The organism is Kitasatospora sp. YST-16, assembly GCF_026802215.1.
Lineage (GTDB): Bacteria > Actinomycetota > Actinomycetes > Streptomycetales > Streptomycetaceae > Kitasatospora > Kitasatospora cineracea.
Genome location: NZ_CP113837.1, coordinates 887,602 through 904,194 on the forward strand (window position 1 = coordinate 887,602; position 16,593 = coordinate 904,194).

The 16,593-nt window shown below is 72.6% G+C and carries 16 protein-coding genes; 1 reads left to right on the forward strand and 15 read right to left on the reverse strand.

Annotation, left to right across the window (positions count from 1 at the left end; genetic code table 11):
* Positions 1–61 precede the first annotated feature (61 nt).
* From coaBC to pyrR, 14 genes are all read right to left on the reverse strand, one after another.
* Positions 62–1,288, reverse strand: coding sequence for a bifunctional phosphopantothenoylcysteine decarboxylase/phosphopantothenate--cysteine ligase CoaBC (gene coaBC, locus OU787_RS04060; RefSeq protein WP_268658573.1), 1,227 nt, complete (start codon positions 1,286–1,288; stop codon positions 62–64).
* A gap of 186 nt (positions 1,289–1,474) precedes the next feature.
* Positions 1,475–1,741, reverse strand: coding sequence for a DNA-directed RNA polymerase subunit omega (gene rpoZ, locus OU787_RS04065; RefSeq protein ID WP_030459184.1), 267 nt, complete (start codon positions 1,739–1,741; stop codon positions 1,475–1,477).
* A 53-nt stretch (positions 1,742–1,794) separates the two neighbouring features.
* Positions 1,795–2,352, reverse strand: coding sequence for a guanylate kinase (gene gmk, locus OU787_RS04070; RefSeq protein ID WP_030459183.1), 558 nt, complete (start codon positions 2,350–2,352; stop codon positions 1,795–1,797).
* Between the two features lie 48 nt (positions 2,353–2,400).
* Positions 2,401–2,727 (reverse strand): integration host factor, actinobacterial type, encoded by a 327-nt coding sequence (gene mihF / locus OU787_RS04075; protein ID WP_030459182.1) that lies wholly within the window; start codon positions 2,725–2,727, stop codon positions 2,401–2,403.
* 229 nt (positions 2,728–2,956) lie between these two features.
* Entirely contained in the window at positions 2,957–3,796 is an 840-nt protein-coding gene (pyrF, locus tag OU787_RS04080; RefSeq protein ID WP_268658574.1) for an orotidine-5'-phosphate decarboxylase, read from the reverse strand.
* Positions 3,797–4,777, reverse strand: coding sequence for a dihydroorotate dehydrogenase (locus OU787_RS04085; RefSeq protein WP_035954623.1), 981 nt, complete (start codon positions 4,775–4,777; stop codon positions 3,797–3,799).
* Positions 4,774–5,433: an iron-sulfur cluster-binding protein gene (locus OU787_RS04090; RefSeq protein ID WP_268658575.1), complete on the reverse strand. Its 660-nt coding sequence runs from the start codon at positions 5,431–5,433 to the stop codon at positions 4,774–4,776. The genes OU787_RS04085 and OU787_RS04090 overlap by 4 nt, the downstream gene beginning before the upstream one ends.
* A 331-nt stretch (positions 5,434–5,764) precedes the next feature.
* A complete protein-coding gene (locus OU787_RS04095; RefSeq protein WP_268658576.1) occupies positions 5,765–6,862 on the reverse strand; it encodes a quinone-dependent dihydroorotate dehydrogenase in 1,098 nt (365 codons plus the stop codon).
* A gap of 98 nt (positions 6,863–6,960) precedes the next feature.
* Complete coding sequence (gene carB / locus OU787_RS04100) at positions 6,961–10,269, reverse strand: carbamoyl-phosphate synthase large subunit (RefSeq protein ID WP_268658577.1); 3,309 nt, start codon at positions 10,267–10,269, stop codon at positions 6,961–6,963.
* On the reverse strand, positions 10,262–11,434 hold the full coding sequence (gene carA / locus OU787_RS04105; protein ID WP_030459176.1) for a glutamine-hydrolyzing carbamoyl-phosphate synthase small subunit: 1,173 nt from the start codon (positions 11,432–11,434) through the stop codon (positions 10,262–10,264). The genes carB and carA overlap by 8 nt, the downstream gene beginning before the upstream one ends.
* Entirely contained in the window at positions 11,431–11,988 is a 558-nt protein-coding gene (locus tag OU787_RS04110; protein ID WP_268658578.1) for a PH-like domain-containing protein, read from the reverse strand. Before OU787_RS04110 ends, carA begins: the two co-directional genes overlap by 4 nt.
* The gene (locus OU787_RS04115; RefSeq protein WP_369794929.1) at positions 11,988–13,220 is read right to left on the reverse strand and encodes a dihydroorotase; all 1,233 of its coding nucleotides are present in this window, start codon (positions 13,218–13,220) and stop codon (positions 11,988–11,990) included. The genes OU787_RS04110 and OU787_RS04115 overlap by 1 nt, the downstream gene beginning before the upstream one ends.
* A gap of 56 nt (positions 13,221–13,276) precedes the next feature.
* Positions 13,277–14,257 carry an aspartate carbamoyltransferase catalytic subunit gene (locus tag OU787_RS04120; RefSeq protein ID WP_030459173.1) on the reverse strand — a complete coding sequence of 327 codons (981 nt, stop codon included), beginning with the start codon at positions 14,255–14,257 and terminating at the stop codon, positions 13,277–13,279.
* A 6-nt stretch (positions 14,258–14,263) separates the two neighbouring features.
* Entirely contained in the window at positions 14,264–14,875 is a 612-nt protein-coding gene (gene pyrR / locus OU787_RS04125; protein WP_030459172.1) for a bifunctional pyr operon transcriptional regulator/uracil phosphoribosyltransferase PyrR, read from the reverse strand.
* A 263-nt stretch (positions 14,876–15,138) separates the two neighbouring features.
* On the opposite strand from pyrR, the gene bldD reads away from it, so the two are divergent.
* Entirely contained in the window at positions 15,139–15,642 is a 504-nt protein-coding gene (gene bldD, locus OU787_RS04130; RefSeq protein WP_030459171.1) for a transcriptional regulator BldD, read from the forward strand.
* A gap of 89 nt (positions 15,643–15,731) precedes the next feature.
* Here the strand turns inward: bldD and OU787_RS04135 are convergent, their stop codons facing one another.
* Positions 15,732–16,586, reverse strand: coding sequence for a hypothetical protein (locus OU787_RS04135; protein ID WP_030459170.1), 855 nt, complete (start codon positions 16,584–16,586; stop codon positions 15,732–15,734).
* Positions 16,587–16,593 lie beyond the last annotated feature (7 nt).

Sequence of the window (16,593 nt, forward strand, 5' to 3'; positions counted from 1 at the left end):
CGGCCGAACCGACCGGCCCGGGGGGATCCAACTACCGGGACAACTCGGGGCGTTGCAGCGGTTAACGCTCCGCCCCGGCCCCGGCGCGGGGCAGCCGGGCGGCGACCTGGTCCCAGACCGCGTCCGCCAGGATCTCCTTGGGGCCGTCCGCGATGTGGACCTCGGAGCCGTCCGCGCCGAGCAGCACGGCACTGTTGGTGTCCTGGCCGAACGCCTTGCCGTCGCCGACCTCGTTGACCACCAGCAGGTCGCAGCCCTTGCGGGCGAGCTTGGCCCGGCCGTTGGCCAGCACGTCGTCGGTCTCGGCGGCGAAGCCGACCACCACCTGCCCGGCGCGGGCCCGGTCGGCGGCGACCTCGGCCAGCACGTCGGGGTTGCGGACCAGCACGATCGGCGCGGGCTCGACGCCGTCCACCTTCTTGATCTTGCCGCTGGCGTACTCGGCGGGCCGGAAGTCGGCGACCGCGGCGGCCATCACCACCGCGTCGGCGTCCTCGGCGGCCTTCAGCACCGCCTCGCGCAGCTGCGTCGCGGTGCCGACCCGGACCACGTCCACCCCGGCCGGGTCGGGCAGCGCGGTGTTCGCGGCGACCAGGGTGACCCGGGCGCCGCGGGCCACCGCGGTGGCGGCCAGCGCGTAGCCCTGCTTGCCGGAGGAGCGGTTGCCGAGGAAGCGCACCGGGTCAAGCGGCTCGCGGGTGCCGCCCGCCGAGACCACCAGGTGCCGGCCGGCCAGGTCCTGTTCCAGCGAACCGCGCAGGAGCACGCGGCGGCAGACCGCGAAGATCTCGCCCGGGTCGGGCAGCCGGCCCTTGCCGGTGTCGACGCCGGTGAGCCGGCCCACCGCGGGCTCGATCACGATCGCGCCGCGCCGCCGCAGCGTGGCGACGTTCTCCTGGGTGGCGGGGTGCTCCCACATCTCGGTGTGCATGGCGGGCGCGAACACCACCGGGCAGCGGGCCGTCAGCAGGGTGTTGGTCAGCAGGTCGTCGGCCAGGCCGTGGGCGGCCTTCGCCAGCAGGTCCGCGGTGGCCGGGGCGACCACCACCAGGTCCGCCCGCTGCCCGATCCGCACGTGCGGGACCTCGTGCACCCGCTCCCAGGTCTCGGTCGCCGCCGGCCGCCCGGACAGCGCCGCCCAGGTCGCCTCCCCGACGAAGTGCAGCGCCGCCGCGGTCGGCACCACCGTGACCTCGTGCCCGGACTCGCTGAACCTCCGCAGCAGTTCACAGGCCTTGTAGGCGGCGATCCCGCCGCTCACCCCGAGGACCACACGGGACGCGTTCATGACGGTCGGCTCTCCTTCATCACGGCACTGCGACGGGCTCGCGCCCACCTTACGACCCATCAGCGCACGGCTGCGACGTGCCACCGGGCACACCGGGTGCACCGGATGCACCGGGCGCACACGGCCGCAGGGCCCGCCCCGACGCCGGACGGCATCGGAACGGGCCCTGCAGGGACTCTCGGGGGCTCAGGCGCCCTCGACCGCCTCGGCGGTGAGCAGGCCGGCGTTGATCTCGCGCAGCGCGATCGACAGCGGCTTCTCGTGCACGTGGGTGTCGACCAGCGGGCCGACGTACTCGAGCAGGCCCTCGCCCAGCTGCGAGTAGTACGCGTTGATCTGGCGGGCGCGCTTGGCCGCGTAGATCACCAGGCTGTACTTGGAGTCGGTGGCCTCGAGCAGCTCGTCGATCGGCGGGTTGATGATGCCCTCGGGCGCGGTCATCGAAGAGGACACGCTGAACCTTCCGAAGTGGTTTTACGGGTATCGGCTGGATGCAGCCGATCCGGTCAGGCTACACCGAGCAAGGCTAGCAGTTCGGCCGCTACCTGCTCGACGGAGGTGTTGACAAGCGTCGTGTCGAACTCCGACTCGGCCGCCAGCTCGACCTTCGCCACCGCCAGCCGCTCGTCGATGACGTCCTGCGGCTCGGTGCCCCGGCCGGTGAGCCGGCGCACCAGCTCGTCCCAGCTCGGCGGGGCCAGGAAGACCAGCTGCGCCTCGGGCATCGACTCCTTGACCTGCCGGGCCCCCTGGAGGTCGATCTCCAGCAGCACCGGCTCGCCCTTGTCGAGCTTGTCGAGCACCGCCTGCCGCGGCGTCCCGTACCGGTTCCCGGCGAAGACCGCCCACTCCAGCAGCTCGCCGTTGGCCACCAGCTTGTCGAACTGCTCGTGGTCGACGAAGTGGTACTGCACGCCGTCGCGCTCACCGGGGCGCGGGTGCCGGGTCGTCGCCGACACCGACAGCCAGACCTCGGGGAACTGCTTCCTCATATGAGCGACGACCGTGCTCTTGCCGACCCCGGAGGGGCCGGAGAGCACGGTCAGCCGCGGACGCTCACTCATGTACCGATTATCCCGGATCGCGGACGTTCCGCTGACACCGGCCTCCAATCAGGAAGCCGCGCCGCCGAACTCCCGCTCCAGGGAGGCGATCTGGTTCGTACCGAGGCCGCGCACGCGACGGCTCTCGGAGATGCCGAGGCGCTCCATGATCTGCTTGGCGCGCACCTTGCCGACACCCGGCAGGGACTCCAGCAGGGCGGAGACCTTCATCTTGCCGATGACCTCGTCGTCGGACTTGCCGGCCTTGATGACGTCGTGCAGCGAGGCGCCCGAGTGCTTCAGCCGGTTCTTGACGTCGGCACGCTTCCGGCGAGCCTCGGCGGCCTTGGCGAGCGCGGCGGTGCGCTGTTCGGGAGTAAGGGGCGGAAGAGCCACGCCGTTCACCTCAGGTGTGGATGGAAGGGATGAGCCATGACTTGGTGGTGCCCGGACGCCACAGGCTCTGACCTGCGGAGGTGGCCGTGACCACCGCCAACTGGCGTCCTACCGCCGGACACTACCCAACTTGGGCCGCCGCGTCAGGAAAAGAACACGAAAAGTCCAGGTCAGCAGGGGCCGACCTGGGAGTTTTCCGGTCAAATCAACCGAGTTGACGGCCCCGCGCTCATGCGTTTGTGACGCCCCTCACATCGTTGACGAACGCCTGCGCGGCCTGCCGGAGCGCCGCCACCGACGGCCCGTGCCGGAGCACGTCGCGGCTCACCGAGGGCACCACGTTGCGCACCTGGTCGCCGAAGACCCGCGGCAGGTCGGCCGCGGTGGCGCCCTGCGCGCCCACCCCGGGGGCCAGCAGCGGGCCGTTGATCGCCAGGTCCACCCCGGCGTCGGCGAGCGTCGCGCCGACCACCGCGCCGAACGACCCCAGCGGCTCGGCGCCCGCGTTCTCCGCCGCCAGCCGCCGCAGCACCGCCTGCGCCACGCTCTGCCCGTCCGCCCCGACCGCGCGCTGCACCTCGTGCCCCTCCGGGTTGGAGGTCAGCGCCAGCGCGAACAGGCCGCAGCCGTTGGCGTGCGCCAGGTCCACGGCCGGCTGCAGCGAACCGAAGCCCAGGTACGGGCTGACGGTGAGCGCGTCCGAGAACAGCGGGCTGTCCGGGGACAGGAAGGTCTCGGCGTACGCGGCCATGGTCGAACCGATGTCGCCGCGCTTGGCGTCCATCAGCACCAGCGCCCCGGCCTCCCGCGCCTCGGCCACCGAGCGCTCCAGGACGGCGATGCCGCGGCTGCCGAAGCGCTCGAAGAACGCGGACTGCGGCTTGAGCACCGCGACCCGGTCCGCCAGCGCCTCGACCACGGTGCGGGAGAAGGTCTCCAGCCCGGCCAGGTCGTCGTTCAGCCCCCAGGCGGTGAGCAGCGAGGCGTGCGGGTCGATGCCGACGCAGAGCTGGCCCCGGGTGTCGAGGGCGGTCCGCAGGCGGGCGCCGAAGGGCGTGCTGTCAGTCATCTACTGTCTTCCGTCTTCCGTCGTGGTGGTGCGGTGGGCGAGCCCCACCGCGTCGGTGTAGGCGGCGAAGCCGCGCTCGGCGAGCTCCGTCCGCAGCTCGTCGAGGATCCGCAGCGGTGCGGTCGGGTCGCGCAGCAGCTCCGAGCCGACCGCGACGCCGGACGCGCCGGCCAGGGTGAACTCCAGGGCGTCCCGGCCGGTGCGCACCCCGCCCATGGCGAGGATCGGCACCGTCGGCATCCGCCCGGCCCGCATCCCGGCGTGCACCTGGAACACGCAGCGCACCGCGATCGGCCGCAGCGCCGGCCCGGACAGGCCGCCCAGGCCGCCGGGCGCGCCCAGGGCGGGACGGCGGGCGTCCAGGTCGATGGCCATGCCCCGGGCGGTGTTGACCATCGACAGGCCGTCGGCCCCGGCCGCCACGCAGGCGGCCGCGACCTCGGTGACCGACCCCTGGTCGGGGGCCAGCTTGGCGTAGACCGGCAGCCCGGGCGCGGCGGCCCGCACGGCGGCGACCACGTCGTAGCTGACCGCCGGGTTGGCCGCGAACAGCAGCCCCCGGTCGGCGGCGCCCGGCGCGGACAGGTTCAGCTCCAGGCCGCGCACCCCGTCCCGCCCCGCCAGCCGGGCGGCCAGCTCCGCGAAGTCCTCCAGCCGGTGCCCGCCGATCGACACCACGGTGCGCACCCCCCGCTCCGCCAGCCAGGGCAGCTCGCGCCGCAGGAACCCGTCGATGCCCGGCTGCTGGCCGCCCACGGCGTTCAGCACCCCGCCCGGCACCGCGACGATCCGCGGCCCCGGCAGCCCGGCCCCCGCCCGCGGCAGCACCGTCCGCGTGGTCAGCGTCCCCAGCTCGTCCAACGGCACGAACCGCGCCAGCTCCCGCCCGAACCCGGCGCACCCCGCCGCCGTGGACAACGGGTTCGGCACCGTCCCGGACCCCAACGGCGCGGTCAGGTCGACGTTCTGACGGTCCGTCACGCGATCACCCCCGCACCTTCCACGTCCGCCGGCACGGTGCCCAGCCCGCCCCAGCGGACCCGGGCGCCGTCGAAGACCGGCCCCTCGGTGCAGGCCCGCACCAGCCGGCTGACACCGTCCGCGTCACGCACCGGCAGCACGCAGCCCAGGCACAGCCCGGTGCCGCAGGGCAGTTCCGCGCCCACCGCCGTCCAGCTGCGCACCCCGCGCAGCGTCGCGGCGCCGACCGCCGCCGCGGAGAGCCCGGGCGAGGCGGCGGTGTACAGCAGGTCGGCGTCGAGCGCGCGCAGGGCCTGGTCGACCAGCGCGGCCGGGTCCTCGCCGAGCGGGAGCCCGGCACTGCCGTCCGCGGTGAGCAGCAGGACGTCGGCGGTGAGCTCGCGGGCCGCGTCGACGCCGTACAGCCGCCCGGCGGTCGGTGCGGCGAGCACGAAGGCGACCTGGCTGCCGCCCGCGAGCAGCTGTTCGGCGAGGGCGAGCAGCGGCCCGGCCGCGGTGTCCTCGCCGAGCAGCAGCGCGCAGCCGGGGGTGTCGGGCTGCGGGTAGGGCGTGCCGAGCGGGGCGATCAGGTCGAGGACGGCCGGCGGGTCGGCGGGCAGCAGCAGGTCGAGGTCCTCGCCGTCGGCGCGCAGGATCGGCGCGGCCCGGCGCAGCACGTCGGCGCTCCCCGGGAGCGGCGAGGGCGGCGAAGTGCCCCGGCCGGAACCGGGCCGCCGCCGTCGCACAGCGCACCGTGACCCGCCGGCCGGGCCCGTCGGCCCGGACCCCGAGCACCTCGGCCCGGGCCACCACCGGATTGGCCATCCCGCCGTCCCTTCCTCCGCACCCGCCGCCACGACGGCCGCCCTGCCCAGCTCCTGCCCTGCCGCCGCGGCCGACGACGACCGGCTGCCCTTCCCGACCGCGCCCCCGATCCTCGCGCACCCGAAGCCCCGCAACCGCACCGACAGGCCCGCCCCACTCCCCCGACGCCCACGCGGCCGACGACTACCGGTTGCCCTTCCCCACCGCGTCCCCGATCGTCGCGTACCCCGCGGCCCGCAGCCGCGCCGACAGCCCCTTGTGCACCTTCCGCATCCAGAACGGCCCCTCGTAGATGAACGCGGAGTAGCCCTGGACGAGGTCGGCGCCGGCCAGGATGCGCTGCCAGGCGTCCTCGGCGGTCTCGATGCCGCCGACGGAGACGATGGCGAGCCGGCCGTCGGTGCGCTTGCGCAGGCGTTCCAGCACCTGGAGCGAGCGTTCCTTGAGCGGGGCGCCGGAGAGGCCGCCCATGCCGATCTCCTCGATCCGGGCGGCGGGGGTCTTCAGCCCTTCGCGCCCGATGGTGGTGTTGGTGGCGATGATGCCGTCGAGGCCGAGGTGCAGGGCCATGTCGGCGATCTCGTCGATGTCCTCGTCGGCGAGGTCGGGGGCGATCTTCACCAGCAGCGGCACGTGGTGGTTGGTGACCTCGTCGGCGGCCTTGCGGACGTCCCAGAGCAGCGGCCCGAGCACCCGCACGGCCTGCAGGTTGCGCAGCCCGGGGGTGTTCGGCGAGGACACGTTGACGACCAGGTAGTCGGCGTACGGTGCCAGCGCCTTCGCGCTCTTCAGGTAGTCGGCCGTCGCCTCGTCCTCCGGGACGGCCTTGGTCTTGCCGATGTTGACGCCGATCACCGGGGTGTTGCTGGTGTGCGGGCGGGCGGCGAGGCGGGCGGCGACCCGGGCGGAGCCCTGGTTGTTGAAGCCCATCCGGTTGATCAGCGCGCGGTCCTCGACCAGCCGGAACAGCCGGGGCGCGGGGTTGCCGGGCTGCGGCTCGCCCGTCACGGTGCCGATCTCGACGTAGTCGAAGCCGAGCATCGACAGGCCGTCGATGCCGATGCCGTTCTTGTCGAAGCCCGCGCCGAGGCCGAACGGCCCGGGCAGGTCGAGGCCGAGCGCGGTGGTGCGCAGCCGGGGGTCGCGCGGGGCGAGCAGGGCGCGCACCAGGGAGCGCAGGCCGGGCACCGAGTGGGCCAGCCGGATCCAGAAGAACGCCAGGTGGTGGGCCTTCTCCGGGTCCATCTTCTTGAACACCAGGTTGAACAGGAGCTTGTACATCGCGCGGGCAACCCTCCGTAAGCCGTGCCGTGCCGAGCCGGGACATGGACGTGGGGGGCACCCGGCAACCGGACCGGTGTGCCCCCCACGGTTTCGACCTAGTTGCGGCCGGAGTTGATCAGTGCCGCGTGCTCCTGCAGCGACATCACGCCGACCTCGCCGCGCCGCAGCTCGGCGATGCCCTGCACGGCCGCGCCCATCGCCTGCACGGTGGTCAGGCAGGGCACGCCCCGGGAGACCGCGGCGGTGCGGATCTCGTAGCCGTCGAGGCGGCCGCCGGTGCCGTACGGGGTGTTGATGATCAGGTCGACCTCGCCCTCGTGGATGAGCTGGACGATGGTCTGCTCGCCGTTCGGGCCCTCGCCGTCGGAGTGCTTGCGCACCACGGTGGCGGGGATGCCGCCGCGCTGGAGCACCTCGGCGGTGCCGGTGGTGGCGAGCAGTTCGAAGCCGAGCTCGACCAGCGCGCGGGCCGGGAAGACCAGGTTGCGCTTGTCGCGGTTGGCGACCGAGACGAACACCTTGCCCTTGGTGGGCAGGGCGCCGTACGCGCCGGTCTGGGACTTGGCGTAGGCGGTGCCGAAGACCCGGTCGATGCCCATGACCTCGCCGGTGGAGCGCATCTCCGGGCCGAGCACGGTGTCGACGCCGCGGCCGTGCACGTCGCGGAAGCGCGACCACGGCATGACGGCCTCCTTGACCGAGATCGGCGCGTCGGCGGGCAGCGTGCCGCCGTCGCCCTCGCGCGGCAGCAGGCCCTCGGCGCGCAGTTCGGCGACGGTGGCGCCGAGCGAGATCCGGGCGGCGGCCTTGGCCAGCGGCACGGCGGTGGCCTTGGAGGTGAACGGCACGGTGCGGGAGGCGCGCGGGTTGGCCTCCAGCACGTACAGGATGTCGCCGGAGAGCGCGAACTGGATGTTGATCAGGCCGCGCACGCCGACGCCCTTGGCGATGCCCTCGGTGGCCGAGCGCAGCCGCTTGATGTCGTACCCGCCGAGGGTGATCGGCGGCAGCGCGCACGCGGAGTCACCGGAGTGGATGCCGGCCTCCTCGATGTGCTCCATGACGCCGCCCAGGTAGAGCTCCTGGCCGTCGTAGAGCGCGTCCACGTCGATCTCGACGGCGTCGTCGAGGAAGCGGTCGATCAGCACGGGGTGCTCGGAGATCAGGCCGGCGTGCCGCTCCAGGTAGGAGGCGAGCGAGGGCTCGTCGTAGACGATCTCCATGCCGCGGCCGCCGAGCACGTAGGACGGGCGGGCCAGCACGGGGTAGCCGATCTCGTCGGCGATCGCCTTGGCCTCCTCGAAGGAGAACGCGGTGCCGTGCTTGGGGGCCGGCAGGCCCGCCTCCTTCAGCACCCGGCCGAACGCGCCGCGCTCCTCGGCGAGGTGGATCGCCTCCGGCGGGGTGCCGACGATCGGCACGCCGTTGTCCTTGAGCGCCTGCGCCAGGCCGAGCGGGGTCTGGCCGCCGAGCTGGACGATCACGCCGGCCAGCGGTCCGGCCTGCTGCTCGGCGTGGACGATCTCCAGCACGTCCTCCAGGGTGAGCGGCTCGAAGTAGAGCCGGTCGGAGGTGTCGTAGTCGGTGGAGACGGTCTCCGGGTTGCAGTTGACCATCACGGTCTCGTACCCGGCGTCGGCCAGCGCGAAGGAGGCGTGCACGCAGGAGTAGTCGAACTCGATGCCCTGGCCGATCCGGTTCGGGCCGGAGCCCAGGATGATCACGGCGGGCTTGGTGCGCGGCGCGACCTCGCTCTCCTCGTCGTAGGACGAGTAGAAGTACGGGGTCTTGGCGGCGAACTCGGCGGCGCAGGTGTCGACGGTCTTGAACACCGGGCGGATGCCGAGCGCGTGCCGCACCTCGCGGACCACGTCGGCCTTCAGGCCGCGGATCTCGCCGATCTGCTGGTCGGAGAAGCCGTGCCGCTTGGCGTGCCGCAGCAGCTCCGGGTCGAGCTTGTCGCCCTCGCCCAGCTCGACGGCGATCTCGTGGATCAGGAAGAGCTGGTCGACGAACCACGGGTCGATCTTCGTGGCGTCGAACACCTCCTCCGGGGTGGCGCCGGCCCGGATCGCCTGCATGACGGTGTTGATCCGCCCGTCGGTCGGAACCTGGGCCTTGACCAGCAGCTCGTCCTTGTCGCCCACCTCCCCGACCCAGCTGAACTGCGAGCCCTTCTTCTCCAGCGAGCGCAGCGCCTTGTTCAGCGCCTCGGGGAAGTTGCGGCCCATCGCCATGGCCTCGCCGACCGACTTCATGGTGGTGGTCAGCGTGGCGTCGGCGGACGGGAACTTCTCGAACGCGAACCGCGGCACCTTGACGACGACGTAGTCGAGGGTCGGCTCGAAGGAGGCCGGGGTCTGCTCGGTGATGTCGTTGGGGATCTCGTCCAGCGTGTAGCCGACGGCGAGCTTCGCGGCGATCTTGGCGATCGGGAAGCCGGTCGCCTTGGAGGCCAGCGCGGAGGAGCGCGAGACGCGCGGGTTCATCTCGATGACGATGACCCGGCCGTCGACGGGGTTGACCGCGAACTGGATGTTGCAGCCGCCGGTGTCGACGCCGACCTCGCGGATCACGGCGATGCCGATGTCGCGCAGGATCTGGTACTCGCGGTCGGTGAGGGTCATCGCCGGGGCGACGGTGATCGAGTCACCGGTGTGCACGCCCATCGGGTCGAAGTTCTCGATGGAGCAGACGACGACCACGTTGTCGTGCTTGTCGCGCATCAGCTCCAGCTCGTACTCCTTCCAGCCGAGGATGGACTCCTCCAGGAGCACCTCGGTGGTCGGCGAGAGGGTCAGGCCCTGTCCGGCGATCCGGCGCAGGTCCTCCTCGTCGTGCGCGAAGCCGGAGCCGGCGCCGCCCATGGTGAAGGACGGGCGCACGACGACGGGGTAGCCGCCCAGCGTCTCCACGCCGGCCAGCACGTCGTCCATCGAGTGGCAGATCACCGAACGGGCGGACTCGCCGTACCCGATCTTGGCCTTGACGGCCTCGACGACGCCCTTGAAGAGCTCGCGGTCCTCGCCCTTGTTGATGGCGTCGACGTCGGCGCCGATCAGCTCGACGTCGTACTTCTCCAGCGTGCCGGCCTTGTGCAGGGAGATCGCGGTGTTCAGCGCGGTCTGGCCGCCCAGGGTCGGCAGCAGCGCGTCGGGGCGCTCCTTGGCGATGATCTTCTCGACGAACTCGGGGGTGATCGGCTCGACGTAGGTGGCGTCGGCGATCTCCGGGTCGGTCATGATCGTGGCCGGGTTGGAGTTGACCAGGATGACCCGCAGCCCCTCGGCCTTGAGCACCCGGCAGGCCTGCGTACCCGAGTAGTCGAACTCCGCCGCCTGGCCGATGACGATCGGGCCGGAGCCGATCACCAGGACGGACTTGATGTCGGTGCGCTTAGGCACGCTGGCCCTCCATGAGCTCTACGAAGCGGTCGAAGAGGTACGCGGCGTCGTGCGGGCCGGCAGCCGCTTCGGGGTGGTACTGCACGCTGAAGGCGGGGACGTCGAGCGCCTGCAGGCCCTCGACCACGTCGTCGTTGAGGCAGACGTGGGAGACCTCGACCCGCCCGAAGGGGGTGTCGCTCACCTGGTCCAGCGGCGCGTTCACGGCGAAGCCGTGGTTGTGCGCGGTCACCTCGACCTTGCCGGTGCTGCGGTCCTGCACCGGCTGGTTGATGCCGCGGTGGCCGTACTTGAGCTTGTAGGTGCCGAACCCGAAGGCCCGGCCCAGGAGCTGGTTGCCGAAGCAGATGCCGAAGAACGGGGTCTTCTTCGCCAGCACGCCGCGCAGCACCTCGACCTGGCGGTCGGCGGTGGCCGGGTCGCCGGGGCCGTTGGAGAAGAACACGCCGTCGGGCTGCACGGCGTAGATGTCCTCCACCGAGCTGTTCGCGGGCAGCACGTGCACCTCGATGCCGCGCTCGGCCATCCGGTGCGGGGTCATGCCCTTGATGCCCAGGTCCACGGCGGCGACGGTGAACTTCTTCTCACCGATCGCCGGGACGACGTAGGCCTCCTTGGTGGCGACCTCGGCGCACAGGTCGGCGCCCTTCATCTCCGGGGCCTGCTGCACCTTGGCGAGCAGCGCCGCCTGGTCGGCGACGGCCGGGCCGGAGAAGATGCCGACCCGCATCGCGCCGCGCTCGCGCAGGTGGCGGGTGAGCGCGCGGGTGTCGATCCCGCTGATGCCGACGACGCCCTGGCGCTCCAGCTCCTCGTCCAGCGAGCGCTTCGAGCGCCAGTTGGAGGCGACCCGGGCGGGGTCGCGGACCACGTAGCCGGACACCCAGATCTGCTGCGACTCGTCGTCCTCGTCGTTCCAGCCGGTGTTGCCGATCTGCGGGGCGGTCATCACGACCACCTGGCGGTGGTAGGACGGGTCGGTCAGGGTCTCCTGGTAGCCGGACATGCCGGTGTTGAAGACCGCCTCGCCGAAGGTCTCGCCGACCGCGCCGTACGCCTGGCCGCGGAAGGTCCGGCCGTCCTCCAGGACGAGCACGGCGACGGGCCGATCAAACGACGTGCGCTCCCGCCTGGTGCGCTGCGTGGTGGGGGCAGGTGCGGTCATGTGGCGGCCTCTTCCGTCTTCATCGTCTTCGTACGTGTCACTAGTGCCTCGACGGCTTCGACCCAGTCGTCGTGCCCGTCGGCGGCGTCCAGCCGGAACCCGCTCTCCAGGGCGCGGTCGCCGAGCGTCCAGCCGACCACCAGCAGTCCGCTCGGCACGACCTTCCCGGCGATGCCGGAGTCGGTGCGGGCGCCGGTGAGCGCCGCGGCGGGGATCCACAGGTCGGCCTCGCCGGGGCGGCGGGCCAGCAGGCCCCGCTCGGTGAGGGTCAGTCCGGCCAGGCTGCGGGTGCCGAGGCCGTGCGCGACGACCCGGTCCAGCCAGTTCCCGGCGGTGGTGGAGCCGTGGTAGCGGCCGGGCGCCGCCAGCAGCGCCGAGCCGGTCTCCGCGGGCACCGCGGGCAGTTCGGGCAGGTCGGACTGGAGGGTGCGCCGCCAGTTCCAGCCCTGCCGCATCAGCCAGTACACCAGCGCGATCAGGATCAGCAGGCCGACCGTCGCACCGATGTACCCGGGCCAGTCGGTGACGTGGCCCTTCTCGGTGGCGAGCGGCATCAGCGCTCGACCAGTTCGCCGGCCAGCACGGTGGCCTCACCGCGCAGGAAGGTGGCGTGCACCCGGCCGGGCAGGTCCATGCCCTTGTACGGGGTGTTGCGGGAGCGGGTGGCGAAGGTGTCGGGGTTCACGACTCCACGGTACGCGGGATCGAACAGCACCAGGTTGGCAGGCTCGCCCACCGAGATGGGCCGTCCGTGGCCGGTCAGCCGCCCGATCCGGGCCGGCCGGTGCGACATCCGGTCCGCGACGCCCTCCCAGTTCAGCAGGCCGGTGTCGACCATGGTCTGCTGCACGACCGACAGCGCGGTCTCCAGCCCGACCATGCCCATCGCGGCGACCGCCCACTCGCAGTCCTTGTCCTCCGCGGGGTGCGGGGCGTGGTCGGTGGCGACGGCGTCGATGGTGCCGTCGGCCAGCGCCTCGCGCAGCGCCTCGACGTCGGCGGCGGTGCGCAGCGGCGGGTTGACCTTGTACACCGGGTCGTAGGAGCGCACCAGCTCGTCGGTGAGCAGCAGGTGGTGCGGGGTGACCTCGGCGGTGACGTCCCAGCCCTTGCCCTTGGCCCAGCGGACGATCTCGACCGACCCGGCGGTGGACAGGTGGCAGATGTGCACCCGGGAGCCGACGTGCGCGGCGAGCAGCACGTCCCGGGCGATGATCGACTCCTCGGCGACGGCGGGCCAGCCGCCGAGGCCGAGCTCGCCGGAGACCTGGCCCTCGTTCATCTGGGCGCCGGCGGTCAGCCGCGGCTCCTGGGCGTGCTGGGCGATCACGCCGTCGAAGGCCTTCACGTACTCCAGCGCGCGGCGCATGATCACCGCGTCGTCCACGCACTTGCCGTCGTCGGAGAAGACCCGCACCCCGGCGGCGGAGTCGTGCATCGCGCCGAGCTCGGCGAGCTGCTTGCCCTCCAGGCCGACGGTGACGGCGCCGACCGGCTGCACGTCGCAGTAGCCGGACTCGCGGCCCAGCCGCCAGACCTGCTCGACCACGCCGGCGCTGTCGGCGACCGGGAAGGTGTTGGCCATCGCGTGCACGGCGGTGTACCCGCCCATGGCGGCGGCCCGCGTGCCGGTCAGCACGGTCTCGGCGTCCTCCCGGCCGGGCTCGCGCAGGTGGGTGTGCAGGTCGACCAGGCCGGGCAGGGCGATCAGGCCGTGCGCGTCGATGTCGATGTCGGCCCGGACGTCGAGGCCCTCGCCGATCGCGGCGAAGGCGCCGTCGACGATGTGGATGTCCTGGGGGGCGCCGCCGAGGATCTGGGCGTTGCGGATCAGGTAGGTGGTCACTGGGCGGCCTCCGGGAGTTCGGTGGTGCGGGGGGCGTCGGCGAGGGTGGCGCCGCCGACCAACAGGTAGAGCACGGCCATCCGGACCGAGACGCCGTTGGCGACCTGCTCGACCACGGTGCAGCGCGGCGAGTCGGCGACCTCGGCGGTGATCTCCATGCCGCGGACCATCGGGCCGGGGTGCATCACGATGGCGTGCTCGGGCAGCTTGGCCAGCCGGGCGCCGTCCAGCCCGTAGCGGCGGGAGTACTCGCGCTCGGTGGGGAAGAACGCGGCGTTCATCCGCTCGCGCTGGACCCGCAGCATCATCACCGCGTCGGCCTTGGGCAGCACGCTGTCGAGGTCGTAGGAGACCTCGCACGGCCAGGTCTCGATGCCGATCGGCAGCAGGGTCGGCGGGGCGACGAAGGTGACCTCGGCGCCGAGCGTGGTCAGCAGGTGCACGTTGGAGCGGGCGACCCGGCTGTGCAGGATGTCGCCGACGATGGCGACCTTGCGGCCGGCCAGGTCCCGCCCGGCGCCCGGGTTGAGGTGGCGGCGCAGGGTGAAGGCGTCCAGCAGGGCCTGGGTGGGGTGCTCGTGGGTGCCGTCGCCGGCGTTGATCACCGAGCCGTGCAGCCAGTCCGAGCCGGCCAGCCGGGCGGGCGCGCCGGAGGCGTGGTGCCGGATGACCACCGCGTCGGCGCCCATCGCCTGCAGGGTCAGCGCGGTGTCCTTGAGGCTCTCGCCCTTGGAGACCGAGGAGCCCTTGGCGGAGAAGTTGATGACGTCCGCGGACAGCCGCTTCTCGGCGACCTCGAAGGAGGTCTTGGTGCGGGTGGAGTCCTCGAAGAACAGGTTGACGACGGTGCGCCCGCGCAGCGTGGGCAGCTTCTTGACGGCCCGTCCGGAGAACTGGGAGAGCTCCTCGGCGGTGTCCAGGATCAGCAGGGCGTCGTCGCGGCCGAGGTCGGCGGTGGAGACGAGGTGGCGCTTCACGCGGTTCTACTCCGGGAGTTCGGTGTCGGCCGCAAGGGCCTGGGAGGAGCGGGCGGCGTAGTCGCGGTCGCCCAGCAGGACGGTGTCCAGCCCGTCGGACTCGGCCAGCCGGACCTGCACGGCCTCGCGCAGGGAGGTGGGCAGGTTCTTGCCCACGTAGTCGGCGCGGATGGGGAGTTCGCGGTGCCCGCGGTCGACCAGGACGGCGAGGCGGACGGCGCGCGGGCGGCCGATGTCGCTGAGCGCGTCGAGCGCGGCCCGGATGGTCCGGCCGGAGAACAGCACGTCGTCGACCAGGATCACCAGCTTGCCGTCGATGCCCTCGGCCGGGATCTCGGTGTGCTCCAGGGCCCGGGCGGGCTTCAGCCGCAGGTCGTCCCGGTACATGGTGATGTCCAGCGTCCCGAACGGGATGTCCCGGCCGGTGATCTGGGTCAGCTTGCCCTGCAGCCGGCGGGCGAGGTGGACACCGCGGGTGTGGATGCCGAGCAGCACCACGTCCTCCGCGCCCTTGGCGCGTTCCACGATCTCGTGGGCGATCCGGGTGATGACCCGGGCGATGTCGGTGGCGTCCAGCACCTGGTGCGGGGCGCGGGGGGGTGAACTGGGTGTGGTCATGCCGAAGCGGACCTCCTTCTCCGCCTCACGGGACGGTCTTAAAGGATGTCTGGAATGGTTTCCGGCCGCAGCCGGAGCCTCGCCCATGGTAGCAGCGTGCTGATCGAAGGCCGTTCGCCGCCCGTTCGCACGAGTGCCCCATTCGGCTTGACGCGCAACCCTCACTCTACGTAACCTCACAGTGAGTTACGAAGGTGCTCTGCAGGGACCTGTCGTCGCTCACTTTTCAGCGCACGCGAAGCAATCTCGTCCGGGGAGATCCATTGTCCAGCGACTACGCGAAGCAGCTCGGAGCCAAGCTCCGGGCGATCCGCACTCAGCAGGGGCTCTCCCTGCACGGCGTCGAGGAGAAGTCCCAGGGTCGCTGGAAGGCTGTGGTCGTCGGCTCCTACGAGCGCGGCGACCGCGCGGTCACCGTGCAGCGCCTCGCCGAGCTGGCCGAGTTCTACGGCGTGCCGGTCCAGGAGCTGCTGCCCGGCGGCACCCCGGGCGGCGCCGCCGAGCCGCCGCCGCGCCTGGTGCTCGACCTGGAGCGCCTCACCCAGGTCCCGTCCGAGAAGGCCGGCCCGCTGCAGCGCTACGCCGCGACCATCCAGTCGCAGCGCGGCGACTACAACGGCAAGGTGCTCTCGATCCGCCAGGACGACCTGCGCACGCTGGCCGTCATCTACGACCAGTCCCCCTCGATCCTCACCGAGCAGCTGATCAGCTGGGGCGTGCTGAACCCGGATGCGCGCCGCGCCGTCCGCGAGGAGGACGCCAGCTGACCTCGGTCGGCCAGTCGCCCGTTTGAAGAAACGTCACAGCGGGGCGGGAGACCGGAAGTTCCGGTCTCCCGCCCCGCTGCTGCGCGTCCTCAGACCACCGTGCCCAGGCTGAACCCGGGGCCCGCCGCGACCCCGGCCACCGCCAGCTCGGCCGGCGACCACTCGTACCCGGTGCTCCGCCAGGCCCAGGCCACCTGCCGGTACTCGCCGCACAGCGCGCCCGAGCCCTGCGTCCCGTGCAGCACCGCGGCGCCCGGCAGTTCGCAGTACAGCCCGGCGCACAGCACCGCGGTGACCAGGTCCAGGTCCTCGTCGTTGATCCGGACCGCGCCGTCCTCCCAGTGCAGCACCCGCGCCCGGGCCTCCAGCGGCCCGCCCGGCGCGTCCACCACCACCCGGAACTCGTACGCCCCGCAGCCCGCGCCGACCAGCACCCGGCGGAACACCTCGGACGCCTGCTGGTACGTCCACCGCGCCCGCGGGTCGGCCGCCGCGTGCTCCGGGCCGCACAGCGCCCCGTCCATCAGCAGGTCCGCGTACCGCAGCGCCAGCCCGCCCTCGCGGGCCCGGACCAGCCGCGGCAGGAAGTCCGCCAGGTCCTCCCCGCGGTACGTCACCAGCTGGGTCTGCAGCGGCGGGTTGACCAGGTAGCCGTCCCGCGCGGCCTGCTCCCGCACGTCCAGCCCGTGCAGCAGGCAGTAGTCGGCGAAGTCCTCCGGGTGGAACATCCGGGCCCGGACCGTCCCGTACTCCTCCACCGCCCCGGCCAGCAGTTCCCCGGCCTCCCGCAGGTACGTCGGGTAGTCCGCCGCGTCCGTCACCCGCCAGGCCCGCACCCGCCGGAAGTCCGCCTCGCTGGTGAGGATCCCCGTCACGAAGACCTCTTCGCCCCGGCACGAGGGCTCCCCGCTGAGCCGGCGCGGCCGGCGGCTGTTCCTGGACATGGGTGGC

Coding starts and splice junctions, on each gene's coding strand:
- gmk (WP_030459183.1), bottom strand. CDS start 2,352: ATGAGTGAGCGTCCGCGGCTGACCGTGCTCTCCGGCCCCTCCGGGGTC.
- OU787_RS04135 (WP_030459170.1), bottom strand. CDS start 16,586: ATGTCCAGGAACAGCCGCCGGCCGCGCCGGCTCAGCGGGGAGCCCTCG.
- pyrR (WP_030459172.1), bottom strand. CDS start 14,875: ATGACCACACCCAGTTCACCCCCCCGCGCCCCGCACCAGGTGCTGGAC.
- OU787_RS04095 (WP_268658576.1), bottom strand. CDS start 6,862: ATGTACAAGCTCCTGTTCAACCTGGTGTTCAAGAAGATGGACCCGGAG.
- OU787_RS04110 (WP_268658578.1), bottom strand. CDS start 11,988: ATGCCGCTCGCCACCGAGAAGGGCCACGTCACCGACTGGCCCGGGTAC.
- carA (WP_030459176.1), bottom strand. CDS start 11,434: ATGACCGCACCTGCCCCCACCACGCAGCGCACCAGGCGGGAGCGCACG.
- pyrF (WP_268658574.1), bottom strand. CDS start 3,796: ATGACTGACAGCACGCCCTTCGGCGCCCGCCTGCGGACCGCCCTCGAC.
- coaBC (WP_268658573.1), bottom strand. CDS start 1,288: ATGAACGCGTCCCGTGTGGTCCTCGGGGTGAGCGGCGGGATCGCCGCC.